17 protein-coding genes are annotated in these 17,479 nt (G+C 70.5%); 15 read left to right on the top strand and 2 right to left on the bottom strand.

The genetic code is table 11. The features are described from left to right. Positions 1-156: 156 nt before the first annotated feature. On the bottom strand, positions 157-807 hold the full coding sequence (gene kstR, locus ACFV4K_RS14260; RefSeq protein WP_357087396.1) for a cholesterol catabolism transcriptional regulator KstR: 651 nt from the start codon (positions 805-807) through the stop codon (positions 157-159). Positions 808-973: 166 nt separating this feature from the next. Here kstR and ACFV4K_RS14255 point away from each other — a divergent pair, with 166 nt between their 5' ends. From ACFV4K_RS14255 to ACFV4K_RS14225, 7 genes are all read left to right on the top strand, one after another. Next, the gene (locus ACFV4K_RS14255) at positions 974-3,124 is read left to right on the top strand and encodes an acyl-CoA dehydrogenase (protein ID WP_379274970.1); all 2,151 of its coding nucleotides are present in this window, start codon (positions 974-976) and stop codon (positions 3,122-3,124) included. Positions 3,125-3,148: 24 nt separating this feature from the next. After that, the gene (locus ACFV4K_RS14250; protein ID WP_379274968.1) at positions 3,149-4,216 is read left to right on the top strand and encodes an acyl-CoA dehydrogenase family protein; all 1,068 of its coding nucleotides are present in this window, start codon (positions 3,149-3,151) and stop codon (positions 4,214-4,216) included. Next, complete coding sequence (locus ACFV4K_RS14245; RefSeq protein ID WP_379274967.1) at positions 4,201-5,370, top strand: acyl-CoA dehydrogenase family protein; 1,170 nt, start codon at positions 4,201-4,203, stop codon at positions 5,368-5,370. The genes ACFV4K_RS14250 and ACFV4K_RS14245 overlap by 16 nt, the downstream gene beginning before the upstream one ends. 18 nt (positions 5,371-5,388) lie before the next feature. Beyond that, entirely contained in the window at positions 5,389-6,354 is a 966-nt protein-coding gene (locus ACFV4K_RS14240) for a bifunctional MaoC family dehydratase N-terminal/OB-fold nucleic acid binding domain-containing protein (RefSeq protein ID WP_379274966.1), read from the top strand. Next, complete coding sequence (locus ACFV4K_RS14235) at positions 6,351-6,818, top strand: MaoC family dehydratase (RefSeq protein WP_379274964.1); 468 nt, start codon at positions 6,351-6,353, stop codon at positions 6,816-6,818. Before ACFV4K_RS14240 ends, ACFV4K_RS14235 begins: the two co-directional genes overlap by 4 nt. Further along, entirely contained in the window at positions 6,815-8,041 is a 1,227-nt protein-coding gene (locus tag ACFV4K_RS14230) for a lipid-transfer protein (protein ID WP_379274962.1), read from the top strand. Before ACFV4K_RS14235 ends, ACFV4K_RS14230 begins: the two co-directional genes overlap by 4 nt. 122 nt (positions 8,042-8,163) lie before the next feature. Then, positions 8,164-8,472 carry a hypothetical protein gene (locus ACFV4K_RS14225; protein ID WP_379274961.1) on the top strand — a complete coding sequence of 103 codons (309 nt, stop codon included), beginning with the start codon at positions 8,164-8,166 and terminating at the stop codon, positions 8,470-8,472. Here ACFV4K_RS14225 and ACFV4K_RS14220 read toward each other — a convergent pair. Beyond that, positions 8,450-9,073, bottom strand: a complete 624-nt coding sequence (locus ACFV4K_RS14220) for a TetR/AcrR family transcriptional regulator (RefSeq protein ID WP_379274959.1) — start codon at positions 9,071-9,073, stop codon at positions 8,450-8,452. The genes ACFV4K_RS14225 and ACFV4K_RS14220 overlap by 23 nt on opposite strands. A gap of 79 nt (positions 9,074-9,152) precedes the next feature. Here ACFV4K_RS14220 and zapE point away from each other — a divergent pair, with 79 nt between their 5' ends. The 8 genes from zapE (at position 9,153) to ACFV4K_RS14180 (ending at position 17,427) form a co-directional block, all read left to right on the top strand. Then, positions 9,153-10,103, top strand: a complete 951-nt coding sequence (gene zapE / locus ACFV4K_RS14215; protein ID WP_379274958.1) for a cell division protein ZapE — start codon at positions 9,153-9,155, stop codon at positions 10,101-10,103. A gap of 272 nt (positions 10,104-10,375) precedes the next feature. Continuing rightward, a complete protein-coding gene (locus tag ACFV4K_RS14210; RefSeq protein ID WP_379274956.1) occupies positions 10,376-11,494 on the top strand; it encodes a glycosyltransferase family 4 protein in 1,119 nt (372 codons plus the stop codon). 2 nt (positions 11,495-11,496) lie between these two features. After that, positions 11,497-12,963, top strand: coding sequence for a UDP-glucose dehydrogenase family protein (locus ACFV4K_RS14205; RefSeq protein ID WP_379274974.1), 1,467 nt, complete (start codon positions 11,497-11,499; stop codon positions 12,961-12,963). 306 nt (positions 12,964-13,269) lie between these two features. After that, entirely contained in the window at positions 13,270-14,187 is a 918-nt protein-coding gene (locus tag ACFV4K_RS14200; RefSeq protein WP_379274954.1) for a DUF4129 domain-containing protein, read from the top strand. 49 nt (positions 14,188-14,236) lie between these two features. Continuing rightward, positions 14,237-14,737 carry a hypothetical protein gene (locus tag ACFV4K_RS14195; RefSeq protein ID WP_357275810.1) on the top strand — a complete coding sequence of 167 codons (501 nt, stop codon included), beginning with the start codon at positions 14,237-14,239 and terminating at the stop codon, positions 14,735-14,737. Positions 14,738-14,757: 20 nt separating this feature from the next. Beyond that, entirely contained in the window at positions 14,758-15,720 is a 963-nt protein-coding gene (locus tag ACFV4K_RS14190) for an AAA family ATPase (protein WP_379274952.1), read from the top strand. A 7-nt stretch (positions 15,721-15,727) separates the two neighbouring features. After that, the gene (locus ACFV4K_RS14185; RefSeq protein WP_379274950.1) at positions 15,728-17,002 is read left to right on the top strand and encodes a DUF58 domain-containing protein; all 1,275 of its coding nucleotides are present in this window, start codon (positions 15,728-15,730) and stop codon (positions 17,000-17,002) included. Next, the gene (locus ACFV4K_RS14180; protein WP_379274948.1) at positions 16,999-17,427 is read left to right on the top strand and encodes a hypothetical protein; all 429 of its coding nucleotides are present in this window, start codon (positions 16,999-17,001) and stop codon (positions 17,425-17,427) included. The genes ACFV4K_RS14185 and ACFV4K_RS14180 overlap by 4 nt, the downstream gene beginning before the upstream one ends. Positions 17,428-17,479: the final 52 nt, after the last annotated feature.

The following is a 17,479-nucleotide window of genomic DNA, read 5'->3' as shown; positions in this document are numbered from 1 at the left end:
TAACACGCGGTTTGTCAGACACCCCGGGGTGGCTCGCTGTACACACCGCCCCACCCGCGGTGTACAACAAACCCCGCACCCCGAAAACCCCACGGGGCGGCCGGGCCCGCCGCACCGGCCACCCCGTCTCGCTTCGCGAACGCAGTAGTGCGTTCGCTACTCCTTGTCGCCGCCGATGAGCAGATCGACGGTCAGCTCCAGGCGCTCGGTGACGTCCGTGGCGGACGCGCGACGGGTCAGCCAGGCGACCAGATTCGACAGCCACACATCGGAGATGACGCGGGCGATGGCGAGCTGGCGGTCGCTGGGGATCTCGTCGGACAGGGCGCGGGCGAAGAACCGGTCCATCACCTTGCCGACCCGATCGACCTCGGCGGCCGCGGACGCGTCGGCGAACATGAAGGCGCGGGTCATGGCCTCGGTGAGCAGCGGGTCGCGCTGCATGGCCCGGGTGACCTGGGTGAGCAGCAGGTGCATGCGCTCCTGCGGGGTGGCCCCGGCCAGCGGCTTGCGGCGGCCTTCGAAGGACTCGAACTCCCGGGCCAGGGCGGACACCAGCAGGTGCACCTTGGACGGGAAGTACCGGTAGAGCGTGCCGACGGCGACGTCCGCGCGTTCGGCGACGGCCCGCATCTGGACCGCGTCGTAGCCGCCCTTGGAGGCGAGTGCGAGGGTCGCGTCGAGGATGCGTTTGCGCCGGTCGCGCTGGGCCGCCGAGCTCAGATCCTCCTCGCTGAGGGTGGTGACGGGCGCGGTGCGTCCACCGGGCGCCCCGTCGGCGGCCTGCGATCGGGAGGGACTGGCCATCGGTTGAAAGTCCTTTCGCACGAATCGTTCGGTTCATCTCACCCGGCAGACACGCGCCGGGCACGAGTTCGTACCGCGTCGTCGGGACGGCGCTTGACTTCCGCCCGGCTCGAACATTAGAACATGTTCTAGGAGTGGAAGTCACGCCGGGAAGAAGGTAGGGGTTGTGACCATAGCCACCACTGACGAGCATAAAGCCGTCCAGGAGTCGATGCGCGGATGGGCGTCGGCAGTGCGACCAATTGCAACGATGCGTTCCGGCGCACCAGATTTCTGGCACGAATACTGGCCGCGCCTGGCCGATCTCGGGGTTTTCCGGGTCGCGGTTCCGGAAGAGGCCGGGGGCGCGGGCGGTACCGTCGGGGACCTGGCCGTCCTGATCGAACAGGCGGCGCACGACCTCGTCGGCGGACCGGTTCTCGCGACGGCGCTGGCAGGTCTCGTCGTCGGCGAGGCGCTCGACGAGACTACGCCATGCGGCGTCGCGCTCGAGGGCGAAATCGGGATCTCGGCGAGCGCCTCGGGCGCCGTGGTGTCCGGTGAGTGGGACTCGGTTCCGGGCGCCGCGCCGGGAACCGCCGTGCTGGTTCCGGTCCGCGACGGCGACCGCCACCTGTGGGCGCTGATCGACGCCGACGCCGCCGGACTGACCGTCGAGCCGCTGGACGCGATCGACCAGAGCGTGCCGCTGTCCCGCGTGGTCTGCGCCGAGGTCACCGTGGCCGCGGACCGGCTGTTCGAGCCCGGCTTCTCGGTGCTGGACCTGGCCGCCACCCTGGTCGCCGCCGAGCTGGCGGGCATCGCCGGCTGGGCCCTGGAGACCGCCACCGAATACGCGAAGGTGCGCGAGCAGTTCGGCCGCCGGATCGGCGAGTTCCAGGCCGTCAAGCACATCTGCGCCTGGATGCTGTGCCGGGTTGAGCAGATTCGCGCGGTGGCCGCCGATGCCGCCGCCGCCGCGGACGCCGGGAGCGCCGAGCTCCCGCTGGCCGCCGCCGTCGCGCTGTCGATGTCCCTTGACGCCGCGGTCGAGAACGCCAAGGACTGCATCCAGGTCCTGGGCGGCATCGGCTTCACCTGGGAGCACGACGCCCACCTGTACCTGCGCCGCGCCACCGCGCTGCGGCAGCTGCTGGGCGGCACCGCGCGCTGGCGGGCCCGGGTCACCGAGCTCACCCTGGCGGGCGTGCGCCGCACCGTCGGCATCGACCTGGGCGGCGAGGCCGAATCGGAGTGGGAGACGGGCGGTTTGGACGCCGCCGAGGCGGCCGTGCTGGAAGCCGACCTGGCCAAGATCGCGGCCCTGCCCGAGGCCGAGCAGCGCCTGGCGCTGGCCGAGGCCGGACTGATCGCCGCGCACTGGCCCGCGCCCTACGGTCGCGGCGCCGGCCCGCTGCTGCGCACCCGCCTCGACGATCAGGTCCGCAAGGCCGGGATCACGCTGCCGGACATCGCGATCGCCAACTGGGCGATCCCGACCCTGCTGCAGTGGGGCACCGCCGAGCAGATCGAGCGCTACGCCTTGCCGACGCTGACCGGCGAAGTCATCTGGTGCCAGCTCTTCTCCGAGCCGGGCGCCGGTTCGGACCTGGCGGCGCTGCGCACGGTGGCCGAGCGGGTCGAGGGCGGCTGGAAGCTGCGCGGTCAGAAGGTGTGGACCTCGCTGGCCGATCGCGCCACCTGGGGCATCTGCCTGGCCCGCACCGACGCGTCCGCGCCGAAGCACAAGGGCATCAGCTACTTCCTGGTCGACATGAAGAGCGCGGGGCTGGACATCCGGCCGCTGGTGGAGATCACCGGTGAGGCGCGCTTCAACGAGGTGTTCCTCGACGACGTCTTCGTGCCGGACGACTGCCTGGTCGGCGAGCTCGGCAATGGCTGGAAGATCGCGCGGTCGACGCTGTCGGCGGAGCGGGTGGCCATGGGCGGCAAGGGAATCGGCGACGAGCTGGAGGCGTTGATCGCCGCCGCGCCCGTCTCGGGCCCGGGCGCCGAACTGGTCGCGGATCGGCTCGGCGGACTCGTCGCGGAGTCGGTTGCGGGAACATTGTTGGAGGCCCGTGCGGCCCGGAAACTGCTGACCGGCGGGGACCCCGCCGCGGAGAGCAGTGTGCGCAAACTGGTCGGTGTCAGGCACCGGCAGGCGGTGGCCGAGTTCGCCGTCGAATTGTCCGGTGTCGCGGGCGCTCTGGAAACCCCTGTGGTGAAGGAATTCCTGCTCACACGCTGTTTGTCGATTGCTGGCGGTACCGAACAGATTCTGTTGACCGTCGCCGGTGAACGGATTCTCGGGCTGCCTCGCGAGTCGAGCAGCTAGCCCACACTCAACCGGGAGCTTGAATTGGACTTCACCAGGGACGAGAGCCAGGACGCTGTCGCCGAGGTTGTCGTAAGTTTGCTGGAGCGTGAAAGCGCACGTGATGCCGCGCTCTGGCCCATCATCGCGGAGAGCGGTCTGCTGGCCGTGCCGCTGCCCGAGCGCTTCGGCGGCGACGATATGGGCCTGCTCGAGGTGTCGGCCATGCTCACCGAGCTGGCCACCGACGCCGCGCAGGTGCCCGCCCTGGCCACCCTCGCGTTCGGGGTGCTGCCGCTGAAGGCGATCGGCCTGCCGGATGCCTTGGCGGAGAAGGTGTTCCCGGCCGTGGCCGAGGGCGCGGTGCTGACCGCGGCCCTGCACGAGACCGGCGCGCCGTTCACGGAGAAGCCCGAGACCACCGCGGTGAGCGACGGCGCGACCGTGCGCGTCACCGGTCAGAAGGTGGCGGTGCCCTACGCCGACACCGCGCGCTGGATCCTGGTGCCGACCGACAACGGCATCGCCGTGGTCGAGGGTGACGCCCCCGGTGTCACCCGCATCGCGAGCCCGACTTCCGATGGCGTGCCCGAGTTCTCGGTCCGCTTCGACGGCGTCGCGATCCCGGCCGAGCAGCTGCTCCCGGGCGGGCTGCCCGAGCTGCACCGCTACGCGCTGGCGGGCCTGGGTTCGGTGGCCGACGGCCTGCTCGAGGGTGTCGTCGCGCTGACCGCCGAGCACGTTCGGACCCGTCAGCAGTTCGGCCGCGCGCTGGCCGAGTTCCAGGCCGTCGCCCAGCAGATCGCGGACGTCTACGTGGTCTCGCGGACGCTGCACGCGGCCGCGCTCTCCGCGGCGTGGGCGCTGGCCCAGGAGGATCCGAGCGCCGAACATGTGGAGCGCATCGACGACGATCTCGACGTGCTGGCGTACACGGTGGCCTCGGAACTGCCCGCGGCCATGCAGCAGTGTCACCACCTGCACGGCGGCCTGGGCGTCGACATCACCCACCCGCTGCACCGCTACTACTCACAGGCCAAGGACATCGCCCGCTGGCTCGGCGGCGAATCGTTCCGGCTGGACCGTTTGGGAGCCAGATGTTCATCGAACTGACCGCGGAACAGCGGCGACTGCGCGACGAATTGCGCTCGTACTTCACCGGTCTCGTGACTCCCGAAGAGGAGGCCGAGATGCTGGTGAACCGGCACGGTGACGCCTACCGCGCGGTGGTCAAGCGCATGGGCCGCGACGGCAAGCTCGGCGTCGGCTGGCCCAAGGAGTACGGCGGCCAGGGCTTCGGTCCGCTGGAACAGCAGATCTTCTACAACGAGGCGGTCCGGGCCGACGTGCCCGTGCCCCTGGTGACCCTGCTGACCGTGGGCCCGGCGCTGCAGTCGTTCGGCACCGAGGAGCAGAAGCAGAAGTTCCTGCCCGGAATCCTCACCGGTGACGTGCATTTCGCCATCGGCTACTCGGAGCCGGACGCCGGCACCGACCTGGCGGCGCTGCGCACCTCCGCGGTGCGCGATGCCGACGGCGACTGGATCGTCAACGGCCAGAAGATCTTCACCACCGGCGCGCACGAGGCCGACTATGTCTGGCTGGCCGTCCGCACCGGCACCGTGGAGTCCCGGCACAAGGGCATCACGATCCTGATCGTGGACACCAAGGACCCGGGCTACTCCTGGACGCCGATCATCACCGCCGACGGCGCGCACCACACCAACGCCACCTACTTCGACAATGTCCGCGTCCCCGCGAACATGGTCGTCGGCGAGGTCGACGGCGGCTGGAAGCTGATCACCACCCAGCTCAACCACGAGCGGGTCAGCCTCGGCCCGTCCGGCAAGATCGAGCAGCTCTACGAGCGGGTGCGCGAGTGGGCGCAGAAGCAGGGTGTGCTCGGTCAGGCCGAGGTGCGCCGCTCGCTGGGCCGCCTGCACGCCATGACCCGGCTCAACGAACTGCTGAACTGGCAGGTGGCTTCCAATATGGAACGCCCCGACGCCGATCCGCGCGATGTGATCGCCGACGCCTCGGCGACCAAGGTGTTCTCCACCGAGGCGCTGCAGGAAGCCGGCCGCCTGGCCGAGGAGATCGTGGGCCGCTTCGGTGATCCCGCCGACCCGGCCACCGCGGAACTGCTGGTCTGGCTGGACCGTCGCACCAAGCAGAACCTGGTGGTGACCTTCGGTGGCGGTGTCAACGAGGTCATGCGTGAGCTGATCGCCCAGATGGGCCTGCGGCTGCCGCGGGTGCCGCGCTAGATCGCAGAGGAGCAGAGCGTGACGAAGAGTTTCACGGCCGACGAGATCCGCGACGGCCTGGAGAAGATCAAGGCCGACGGCGAGTCCGCGCCCCGCGCGGGCCGCGACCCGATCAACCAGCCGATGATCAACAACTGGGTCGAGGCCCTGGGCGACGCCAACCCGATCTACGTGGACGAGGCCGCCGCGCAGGCGGCCGGGCACCCCGGCATCGTGGCCCCGCCGGCCATGGCGCAGGTGTGGACCATGCTGGGCCTGGGCGGCGTCCGCGCCGACGACGACCCGATGACCCGCACCAACGAGCTGTTCGACGCGGCCGGCTTCACCTCGGTGGTCGCCACCAACTGCGAGCAGGTCTACCACCGCTACCTCCAGCTCGGCGAGCAGGTGACGGTGCGCTCCAGCATCGGTGACATCGTGGGCCCCAAGAAGACCGGGCTCGGCGACGGCTGGTTCACCACCTACCTCACCAACTGGTACGTGGGCGACGAACTGGTCACCGAGATGAAGTTCCGGATGCTGAAGTTCGCGCCCGGAACCGGAAAGACCGAGGCCCCCGCGGCTTCCGGTGACGTCTCGGCCGAGGATCTCGCCAAGCGGGTGCGGCCGACCGTCTCCAAGGACACCGAGTTCTACTGGGAGGGCGTCAAGGCCGGGGAGCTGCGCATCCAGCAGCGGCCCGACGGCACCCTGCAGCACCCGCCCGTGCCCGCGCTGTGGAAGCACCACTCGGAGCCCACCGACTACGTGGTGGCCTCGGGCCGCGGCACCGTCTTCAGCTTCGTGGTGCACCACGCGCCCCGGGTGCCCGGACGGCAGCTGCCGTACGTGGTCGCCCTGGTCGAGCTGGAGGAGGGCGTGCGCATGCTCGGCGAGCTGACCGGGGTCGACCCGGCCGACGTCGAGGTCGGCATGCCGGTCGAGGCCGCGTTCCTGAAGCTCGACGACGACAACACCGTGCCCTACTGGAAGGCCGTGCAATGACGACAGCATCGCGGAGCGATTCCATCAGGGGTGGCGGTGGGGCGACGGGCGGGCCCGTCGAACTGTCGGCCGTCCAGGTCGGAACCACGTTGCCGGAGTTGGTGATCCACGCCGACACCACGTTCATCGTGTCGACGGCGCTGGCCACCCGCGACTTCCAGGACGTGCACCACGACCGCGACAAGGCGCTGGCGCGCGGCTCCAAGGACATCTTCGTCAATATCCTCACCGACACCGGTCTGGTGCAGCGGTTCGTCACCGACTGGGCGGGGCCGACGGCCCGCGTCAAGTCGCTGTCGCTGCGCCTGGGCGTGCCGCTGTACGCGGGTGACACCCTCACCCTGTCCGGCACCGTCTCGGCCGTCGAGGGCTCGACCGTCACCATCGACGTGGTCGGCAAGGATTCGCTCGGCGACCACATCACGGCGAAAGCCGTTATCTCCCTGCAGGAGGCCAACCAATGACCGCATCGCGCAGCGATTCTGTTGGGGGTGGCGGTGGGGCGACGGGTGGGCGCGGGCTGAGCCGCGAAGCCGCGATCGTCGGCATCGGCGCGACCGACTTCTCCAAGGACTCCGGCCGCAGTGAACTGCGTCTGGCCGCCGAGGCGGTCACCGCCGCTCTCGCCGACGCGGGTCTCACCCCCGCCGACGTGGACGGCCTGACGACCTTCACCATGGACACCAATACCCAGGCCGCCGTCGCGCGCGCCACCGGTATCCCGTCCCTGAAGTTCTTCTCCAACATCCCGTTCGGCGGTGGCGCGGCCGCCGCGACCGTGCAGCACGCCGCCATGGCGGTGGCGACCGGGATCGCGGATGTCGTCGTGGCGTACCGAGCGTTCAACGAGCGCTCCGGAAACCGCTTCGGCCAGTTCGCCACGCACCTGGCGACCGGCAACCCGAGCTCCTCGGGCGTGGACAACGGCTTCTCCTACACCCACGGCCTGGGCACCCCGGCCGCGCAGGTGGCCATGGTGGCCCGCCGCTACATGCACGTGTACGGCGCGCGCAGTGAGGATTTCGGCCGCATCGCGGTGGCCGACCGCAAGCACGCGGCGGTGAACCCGGCGGCCCACTTCTACGGCAAGCCGATCACCCTCGAGGAGCACCAGGCCTCGCGCTACATCGCCGAGCCGCTGCACCTGCTGGACTGCTGCCAGGAGACCGACGGCGGCGTGGCCATCGTCATCACCTCGGCGGAGCGGGCCAAGGATCTGCCCAACAAGCCCGCCCTGATCGCGGGCGCCGCGCAGGGTTCGGGTGCGGACCAGTACGTCATGACCAGCTACTACCGCGACGGCATGACGGGTCTGCCGGAGATGGGCCTGGTCGGCGACCAGCTGTGGGCGCAGTCCGGTCTGCGTCCGGAGGACATGCAGGCGGGCATCCTCTACGACCACTTCACCCCGTTCGTGCTGATGCAGCTCGAGGAGCTGGGCTTCTGTGGTCGCGGTGAGGCCAAGGACTTCATCGCCGACGGTGCCATCGAGATCGGCGGCCGGCTGCCGCTGAACACCCACGGCGGCCAGCTCGGCGAGGCCTACATCCACGGCATGAACGGCATCGCCGAGGGCGTGCGCCAGATCCGCGGCACCTCGGTCAACCAGGTCCAGGGCCTGGAGAACATCGTGGTGACCGCCGGCACCGGCGTCCCGACCTCGGGCCTGGTGCTCACCGCGAACTGACCTCGATCGAACCCGACCTCGATTCGAGGGGACAAGACGTCCACCGGCGTGAATCACGCCGGTGGACTTCTGCTTTCGGGGCGTACATTGGGACGGGATTCTGCTGTGGGGAAGGGGTCGTCATGACCGTGCGAGACCGTCTGCACGAGCTGTCGCCGCTGCGCGGCGCGCCGGTGTTCGGGGAACCGTACGAGACCTCGGACGGGACAACGGTCATCACCGTGACCGAGCCCGGGCTGTTCGGTCCGCGGGCGCGCGGCATGTTCGTGGTCAGCGGCGGAAACGTCGAGTGGGTGTGCACCGCCAATGGTGAGCGGGTCGCGCTGCTCGGCGTGCTCACCGGGTTGATCGCGGCGACATTCGCGACCGCGGCCTTGATCAAGCGGCCGCCGTGGCCGGACACCCGGATCACGGTGACGAAGCACCTCTGAGCTGAACGGCGAGTACGCCTTTCAGCTGTGCGACGCTCGCCGGGGTGCCCGGCGTGAGGTCGGTGCGGGCGCCGGCGAAGCGGTCGAAGACCAGGCCCTCGATGACCGCGATGAAATCTGCTGCGGCGGTGGCGGGTTCGGCCGCGCCCAGGGTTTCGAACAGGCCGGTGGCGTGTTGGTGGGAGAAGAGGCTGCGCACCAGTCGCGGCCGCAGTTCGGCGTCGCCGAGCAGTTCGAGAATGAGCGCCTGCCGCGCGATGAGATGGTTGCGGCGATGTGCCAGTAGATGATCCAGCCAGCCCGCGATGCCGGTCGCGAGCGCGTCCAGGTCGATGTCCTCGCGCGTGCCGGGCAGGGCCGCGGGCGTGATCAGACCGCCCTGTCCGGCCGTGAAATCGGTGCGGGAGCGGGTGGTGATGCGGTCCACGACGGCCTCGATGAGCGCGCGTTTGGTGCGGAAGTAATACGACGTCGAGCCTGCGGGGAGTTCCAGCGCGGTGTCGAGGGCCCGATGGGTGAGGGCCCGGAGTCCTTGCGCGGCAATGAGATCTATGGCGCTGTCCACGATGAGACTGCGCCGATCGGTTGTGGGAGTGGTCACCTTGGCTCCTCTGCGGCTTCGCGATCCTCTACAACTATAGAGGAGGCTCTACAGCGGTAGAGGAAGCAGGGAGGTCGCAATGGAAACCACGGAGATCGTGCTCGACGCCGACCAGCGGTCGGCCGCCGACCGACTCGACGCCATCGCCGCCCGGGTGGGCAAGCGGTGGCGGCGGCCGCGCGGGCTCTACCTGTACGGCGGGCCCGGCCGCGGCAAGACCATGCTGATGAACCGCTTCTTCGAATCGGTCCCCACGGCGCGCAAGCGGCGCTACCACTTCCACGCCTTCTTCGCGCGGCTGAACGCGGGCATTCACGAGTACGGCGGCATCGACGCCTCGGCGGCCGCGCTGCTGGGCGATGCCGAGCTGATCTGCTTCGACGAATTCCACGTCCACGACTCGGGCGACGCCCGCCTGGTGGCCCGGCTGCTGGACACCCTGTTCGCCCGGCGCATCACGCTGGTGGTGACCTCGAACTACCCGCCGCAGGACCTGCTGCCCAATCCCTACCTGCACGCCATGTTCGCGCCGACCATCGACCACATCCTCGAGCACCTCGACGTGGTGTCGGTGAACGGGCCGACGGACTACCGCACGCTCGGCGGGCGGCACACCGGATTCGCGGCCGGGCACTACGTGGTCGGCGCCTGCCCCGAGACCGGGGCCGTCGACCTTCCGGTCGCCCACCGGCAGCTGCACGCCCGCACGATCCGAAACGGCGTGATCACCGTCGAATTCGCGGAACTGTGCGGCATCCCGGTGTCGGCGGCCGATTTCCTCGAACTCACCGCCGACCTCCGCACCTGGGTGGTGTGCGACGTCCCGCCGCTGGGAACGGTCCCACCGGACTGGGTGATGCGCTTCGTGAACCTGGTCGACGTGCTCTACGACGCGGACCTCGAACTGTCGGTCTACGCCGAGGTCCCGCTGGCCGAACTCGGCGGTGAGGTGCGCCGCGTCCCCGATCTCTATCGCACCCTCAGCCGCCTCGGCGAGCTGCGGGAACCGGCCAATCTCGAGGCTCGATAGCCGTTCGGCGAAGCCCCGGTGAACTGGCCGGGGAGATCGACGCGCACGGTTCACGTCCCGGCCATGCGGAGGGGGGCTCGGGTTTCGGGCCGCTTCCTACCGTGGCGTCAGGAGCTGCACCGAACCGGAGGGGACCGATGCGAATCCGCGAGCAGGCAAGGGATTCCGCGCCGCGGAACCCGAGCAGACCGAGTAATAGCCCCCATCTCCGGAACAGTGCCCGCCTGCGGGTGTTGGTCGTCGCCGAGTCCTTCCTTCCCCAGGTCAACGGCGTGACCAACTCCGTGCGGCGGGTGCTGGATCACCTGGCCGCCAAGGGGCACGAAGCCACACTGGTGGCCCCGACCGGGCCGGCGAAATACGCCGGGTTCCGCGTACACCTGGTGCGCGGAGCCCGGCTGCCGTTCTATCGGGACTTCCGGATCGGGCTCGAGACCCGCCGGCGGCTGCGCAAGATCATGCGCGAATTCCGGCCCGACGTCGTGCACATCGCCTCCCCGGCCACGCTGGGTTATCAGGCGGCCAAGGTCGCGGGCGAACTCGGGATTCCGACGGTCGCCATCTATCAGACCGATCTGGTGGGTTTCGCGCTGCGCTACGACCTGCCCGGCGGCGTACGCGCCATGACCGCCCTGACCCGCCGCATCCACCTGCGGGTGGACCGCACCCTCGCGCCCTCCACCGCCAGCCTGCGCCAGCTGGAGCTGATGGGCATCCCGGGGCTGGGTCGCTGGCCGCGCGGCGTGGACCTGCAGCAGTTCGGGCCCTTCTGTCGCTCGGAAGAGCTGCGAAAGCGCCTGGCCCCCAATGGTGAAGCCCTGGTCGGTTATATCGGGCGGCTCGCGCCGGAGAAGGAACTCGAGCTGCTGGCCGCACTGCGCCCGCTGCCTGGGGTGCGGCTCGTCATCGTCGGCGGCGGCCCGGAGGAGAAGCGGCTGCGCAAGCTGCTGCCGGACGCGGAGTTCCTCGGCGTCCTGCACGGTGAGGAACTCGCGGCCGCGTACGCCTCGCTGGACGTCTTCGTGCACACCGGTCGCCACGAAACCTATTGCCAGGCAGCGCAGGAGGCCCTGGCCTCCGGGGTGCCGGTGGTCGCGCCCAAGTCCGGCGGCCCGATCGACGTGATCACGCCCGGCGCCGGATTCCTCTACCCGCCCGGCGACGCCGACGCCATGACCGCGCTGGTGCGCCGCCTGGTCGAGGACGACCTGCTGCGCGAGCAGACCGCGGCCACCGCGGTGCGCAGCGTGCGCGACCGCTCCTGGGCCGCGGTCAACGACCTGCTCATCCGCCATTACCGCGAGGTGATCGCGGAACGCGCGCAGCCCGATTCGGCGCTGCGGTCCGACCCGGTGCCGGGCGAGGTCCCGGCTGCCAAGGAGGCATCCTGATGCTGCGCATCTCCGTCATCGGCACCGGCTACCTGGGCGCCACCCACGCCGCGGGCATGGCCGAACTCGGATTCGACGTGCTCGGGGTGGACAACGACCCGGCCAAGGCCGCGGCGCTGTCGGCCGGGCGGGTGCCCTTCCACGAACCCGGCCTGCCGGACCTGCTGGCCGGGCACGTGGCCGACGGCCGCCTGCGCTTCGGCACCTCGCTGGTCGCGGCCGCCGAGTTCGCCGACGTCCACTTCCTCTGTGTCGGAACGCCGCCCGGCGTGAACGGGGCCGCGGACCTGTCGCAGCTCTACAGCGCGCTGGACGGCCTGGTGCCGCACCTGACCCGCAACTGCCTGATCGTCGGCAAGTCCACGGTGCCGGTGGGCACCGCCGAGGCGCTCACCGCGCGCATCGCCGAGCTGGCCCCCGAGGGCATCTCGGTGGATCTGGCCTGGAACCCGGAGTTCCTGCGCGAGGGGCACGCCGTCCACGACACCCTGCACCCGAACCGGCTGGTGTTCGGCGTGACCACCCCGGACGCCGAATGGGCGCTGCGGCAGGTCTACGCCACCCCCATCGCCGGGGGATCGCCGGTGGTGATCACCAACCTGCCCACCGCGGAACTGATCAAGGTGTCCGCGAACGCCTTTCTGGCGACCAAGATCTCGTTCATCAACGCCATGGCCGAGCTGTGTGACCTGACCGGCGCGGACGTGACCCTGCTGGCCGACGCCCTGGGCCACGACGACCGGATCGGCCGCAAGTTTCTGGGCGCCGGTCTCGGCTACGGCGGCGGCTGCCTGCCGAAGGATGTGCGCGCCCTGATCGCCCGCGCGACCGAACTCGGCGCGGGCGAGTCGGTGGCGTTCCTGCGCGACGTCGACGCGGTGAACCTGCGCCGCCGCGAGCGGGTGGTGCGCGAGACCCTCGAACTGCTCGGCGGCGAGCACCGGCCGGTCGGCCGGGTGGGCATCCTGGGCGCGGCCTTCAAGCCGCTCTCCGACGATGTGCGCGACTCGCCTGCCCTGGATGTGGCGCGGCGGCTGCACGCGGCGGGCGTCGAGGTGACCGTCTTCGATCCGGCCGCGACGGGTCCGGCGCGCGCGGTGGCGCCGCAGCTGGTGTTCGCGGCCACCCCGGCCGCGGCCCTGCACGAGGCGGACGTGGTGCTGCACCTGACCGAGTGGCGGGAATTCCGGGAGCTGGACCCCGGTTTCCTGCGTACCGTCGCGCGCGGGCGCGTGATCATCGACGCCCGCAACACCCTGGACCCGGAGCCGTGGCTGGCCGCGGGCTGGGACTTCCGCGCCCTGGGCCGCCTGGTGGAGCCGCGGACGGCCGCCGGTGCGGTCGGCGCCCCGGCCGGGAGCTCCTACCCGGGTCCGACGGCGATCCGGGACGTGGCCGAACCGGCCCGCGCCCTGCCGCAGCCGTCGCCGCTGACGCGCCTGCGCGCCCGGGTGCGCCGCACGGCCTGACCGCGGTCGATTCCGGCACTCCCGGTCCCGCTCCGGCACCGCCCGTTCGACTCGACGGGCGGTCCGTCGCGCCCGCGATCCACCACCGATGGTGATAAGTGGGGTTGCGCGTCGACTGCCCGGCGCGGGCGGGATGACCTGGGTTTTCGGGGCTGGTGACGATCGCCGCGCAGGTGGGGGATTTATGTGCGGCGGGTATGTGATTCCAGCTTCCCGATTTTGGTCCTGACGAACCGCTTGGCATGTAACTATGTGCCTGTTTCTGCTGGACTCTGGTTAGGAGTGGTCGTGACTGGGGTGGGGACGGTGGCAACGCGGACGATCGCACTGATCGGTCTCGTCGTGCTGGCTGTCGTCGCACTGCGCGGGTACGTTCCGGGAACCGGAGGACCTGCGGCGCCGCATCCGTCGTCGGCGGTGTCCCTGGCATTGATGCCGGTGCTGCTGCTGGTCTCGATGGTGATCCTGGTGGCGGGTGTGATCAACAGCCGGCACCGGCTGCCGCTCGCCATGCCCGAACCCGATCGCGAGAACCTGGTGCGCGTCCCGGGACTGCGGCGGCTCGGGCTGCTGGTGGTGGTCGGCGCCGCGGCGCTGGCGCTGATCGTGACCGCGGTGCTGTCGATCTACCTGGTGACCCCCGCACGGCACGGCGAGAGCGGCACCCAGCCCACCGCGACGCCCGGCGCCACGGAACCGCTGGAAACCACCGCGCCCCCGATGGACTCGGTGCCGGAGCCGACGCTGAGCGGCACCGCACTGCTGCTGGTCGGCATCACCGCCACCGTGCTGGTGCTGATCGCCATGACCGGCCTGGTCGTGGTGGCGGTCAACTCGAACCGCCGACCCGCCCTGACCCGTACCCCGCTGCCACAGCCCAGCCCCACCGAGGCGGTCTCGCTGGCCAAGGTGGCCGAGATGGGCCTGGCCGCCATGATCGCGCCCGGACAGGATCCGCGTACCGCCATCATCGCCTGCTACGTGGCCATGGAAAGCGGTCTGGCGCAGGCGCGGGAGGTCGCGCCGCTGGCCTCCGACACCCCCTCCGAGGTGCTGGCGCGGGCCTTCGACCGCGGCTTCCTGCACGACGCGTCGGCGCGGGAACTGGTGTCGCTGTTCGAGGAGGCGCGGTTCAGTCCGCACTCCATGCTGGAGTGGCAGCGAATGCGGGCCGAGCAGCTGCTGCGTATCGTATTGGCAGATCTTCAGGGGCTGGCCGCATGAAAGCTGTTGTGGCGGGCGAGATCTGGGTGGGCCGAACGGGGGATCGGCCATGAATCGGGGCGCGATCGTGACCGGCGCGGTGGTGCTGGTGGTGTTGTTCGAGTTCGTCGCGCTCGGCAATCAGCGCGAACTGCTGCCGCTGCTGACCGGCATTCCGGTGGCGGGCGCACTCGGACTGCTGGTGTGGACGCTGGTCGAGCGGTCGCGGCGGCTGGCCCCCGTCGAGGAGGACAACGACATCGACAACGGCCCCGTCGAGATGCTGCGCCGCTGGCAGGCGCGCGCCACGATGCTGGCCGACCGGTCCGAGGGCACCCGCGCCGATTGGGACCGGCACCTGCGGCCGCTGCTGGCCAAGGAATTCGAGCTGACCAGCGGGCATCGGATGAACAAGAACCGCCGGGCCCTCGAGGTGGCGGGGCAGCTGCAGTTCGGCCCCGAACTGTGGCGGTGGGTGGACCCCGCCAACTCGGCGCTGCGCGACGAGGTCAATCGCGCACCCGGCCGTGAAGCCCTCGACGAGATCCTGCGTCGGCTACAAGACATGTGAGATGAGATGCGAGAGTTGCCATGACATCACCGATGGACGTGACCATCAAGCGCACCGACGCCGTACTGCGCGAAGTATCCCGGGTCGTGGTCGGCAAGCGGGACGAGCTGCAGCTGATCATGATCGCGGTGCTGTCCGGCGGCCATATCCTGATCGAGGATCTGCCCGGCCTGGGCAAGACCCTGATCGCGCGCTCCTTCGCGGCCGCGCTCGGGCTGAACTTCACCCGCGTGCAGTTCACCCCGGACCTGCTGCCCGCCGACCTGATCGGCTCCACCATCTACGACATGCATTCGGGCCGTTTCAGTTTCCGGCGCGGTCCGGTGTTCACCAATATGCTGCTGGCCGACGAGGTCAACCGCACCCCGCCCAAGACCCAGGCCGCCCTGCTGGAGGCCATGGCGGAGGGCCAGGTCTCGATCGACGGTGAGACCTTCCCGCTGCCACAGCCTTTCATCGTCTTCGCCACCGACAACCCGATCGAGTACGAGGGCACCTACCCGCTGCCCGAGGCCCAGCTCGACCGCTTCGCCATGCAGCTGCGGCTCGGGTACCTGTCGGAGAACGACGAGATGAACATGATCCGCCGCCGCCTGGAACGTGGCGCGCAGCCCGCCCAGATCGGGCAGGTGGTGGACGCCGAGGGCCTGCTCGAGATGCGGCAGTCCGTCGAGTTCGTGACCGTGCACCCCGATGTGGTCGGCTACGTGGTCTCGCTCGCCTCCGCCACCCGCGGCCACCCGCAGGTGGAGGTCGGCGCCAGCCCGCGCGCCGAACTCGACCTGGTGCAGATGGCGCGCGCCCGCGCCCTGCTGAACGGCCGCGACTACGTGGTCCCCGAGGACGTGAAGGCGCTGGCCATTCCCGCCATGGCGCACCGCATCACGCTGCGCCCCGAGATGTGGGTGCGCCGCATCCGCGGCGAGGACGTCATCTCCGAACTGCTGCGCCGCCTGCCCGTCCCGCGCGCCACCACCGCTTGAGGCACGCATGAAGCATCGCGACACCACCGCCTCCGTCGAGGCCGAACTGCGCTGGCGGCCCGCGCCGTTGGTGTTCATGCTCGCCGCGGTGTCGGCGCTCGCGCTGGTGCTGGCGGTGATCCTGGGCAGATGGCAGCTGGTGGTGTTCGCCGCGCCCATGCTCGGGGTGCTGGCCTCCGCGCCCTTGCAGCAGTCGCGCACCCGGATTCAGATCGACGGGTCCGGGGTGTTGCGCTGCTTCGAGACCGAGGAGGTGGTGCTGACCGCCGCCGCCTTCGTGGAGAGCGGCCACGCGCTGCTGCGGCTGCATCCGGAACCCCTGCCGGACATGGAGATCCACGTCGAGGAGACGGTCGACTCCGGCGTCTCCCCGGCCGGGCTGCGGCTGGCGCTGTCGGCGGCGCGCTGGGGCCGGTACCCGGTGCCCATGCGGATCACCGCGCTCAGCCCCGCCGGACTGGCGGTGGCCTCGGTGCGGCTGCCCGCGGGGGAGCTGTACATCTACCCGATCACCGACCCGCAGCGGATGCGGTTGCCGCGCACCGAACTTCCCGAACGCATGGGCTCGCACCTGACCCGGCGGCACGGCCCCGGCGTGGAGTACGCCGACATCCGGGCCTACACCCCGGGCGACCAGCTGCGCACCGTCAACTGGCCGGTGAGCGCGCGCCGCGGGCAGCTGTTCGTGACCGAACGCTTCACCAACCGGGCCGCGGACGTGGTGGTTCTGGTGGACACCTCGATGCAGGCCCCCGGCCCCGCCTCGGAGTCGCTGGAGCTGTCGGTGCGCGGCGCCGCCCAGGTGGCGCAGTCCGCGCTGCAGGCCGGTGACCGCACCGCGGTGGTGTGCCTGGGCCGCAGCCCGCGCTGGCTGCGACCCGATATCGGCCGCCGTCAGTTCTATCGCATCGTGGACGCGGTCCTCGATGTCGGCGACGAGCACATCGAAATGCAGGGTTCGCTGGCCCCGCACTCCGCGGTCCCGATCGGCGCGGTCATCGTCGCCTTCTCGACCCTGCTCGACACCCAATTCGCCCTGGCCCTCATCGATCTGCGCAAACGTGGCCACGTCGTGGTGGTGATCGACGTGCTGCGCGGGCCGCCGTTCGGCGAGGGCCTGGACAATACGCTCGCCCGCATGTGGCAGCTGGAACGCACCTCCATGTACCGCGATATGGGCACCGTCGGCGTCGACATCGTGCCCTGGCCCGAGGACACCCGGCTCGACCAGGTGATGCGGCTGCTGCCCGAACACCGCCGCACCGTGAGGGTCCGCCGATGACGAAGTTCCTGGCCGTACTGTCCGGCGTCCTGCTCGCGGGCGCGGTGGCCGTCATCCTGCCCTGGGCCGCATTGCCGGTGGCCGTGCTGGCCGCGGCGGGCTGGCGCTGGCGGGTCTGCGCGGTGCTGGCCGTGCTGGCCGCCATGGCGGCGCTGGCCTGGGTCGGCACCGGGGCGCTGGTCGCGGGCGGCATCGGGCTGGTCGCCACCACCTATCTGCTGAACATCGCCACCGTGTCGGCCCCGGCGGGCGTGGTGCCCACCACGATTCCGTCGGTCGCGGGCGCGCTCCTGTTCACCGTGGCGGCCGGGGCGGCGACCGTGCTGCCCGCCGGGCTGACCTGGGTGCCGATCCTCGCGCCGTTCGCCGTGATCGCCTTGTACGCCATGCTGGTGCGCGGGCTGTCGAGCGACCCGGCGGCATAGCGTCTCGGCGAAAATCGCTTCGAATTCGCGTGCGGGACTGCTTCACTCGCGA

The sequence above is a fragment of the Nocardia sp. NPDC059764 genome (assembly GCF_042732555.1).
In the GTDB taxonomy this organism is placed as follows: Bacteria; Actinomycetota; Actinomycetes; order Mycobacteriales; family Mycobacteriaceae; genus Nocardia.
Note: the sequence above shows the minus strand (reverse complement) of the source record. Positions and strands in the feature narration are given on the sequence as shown.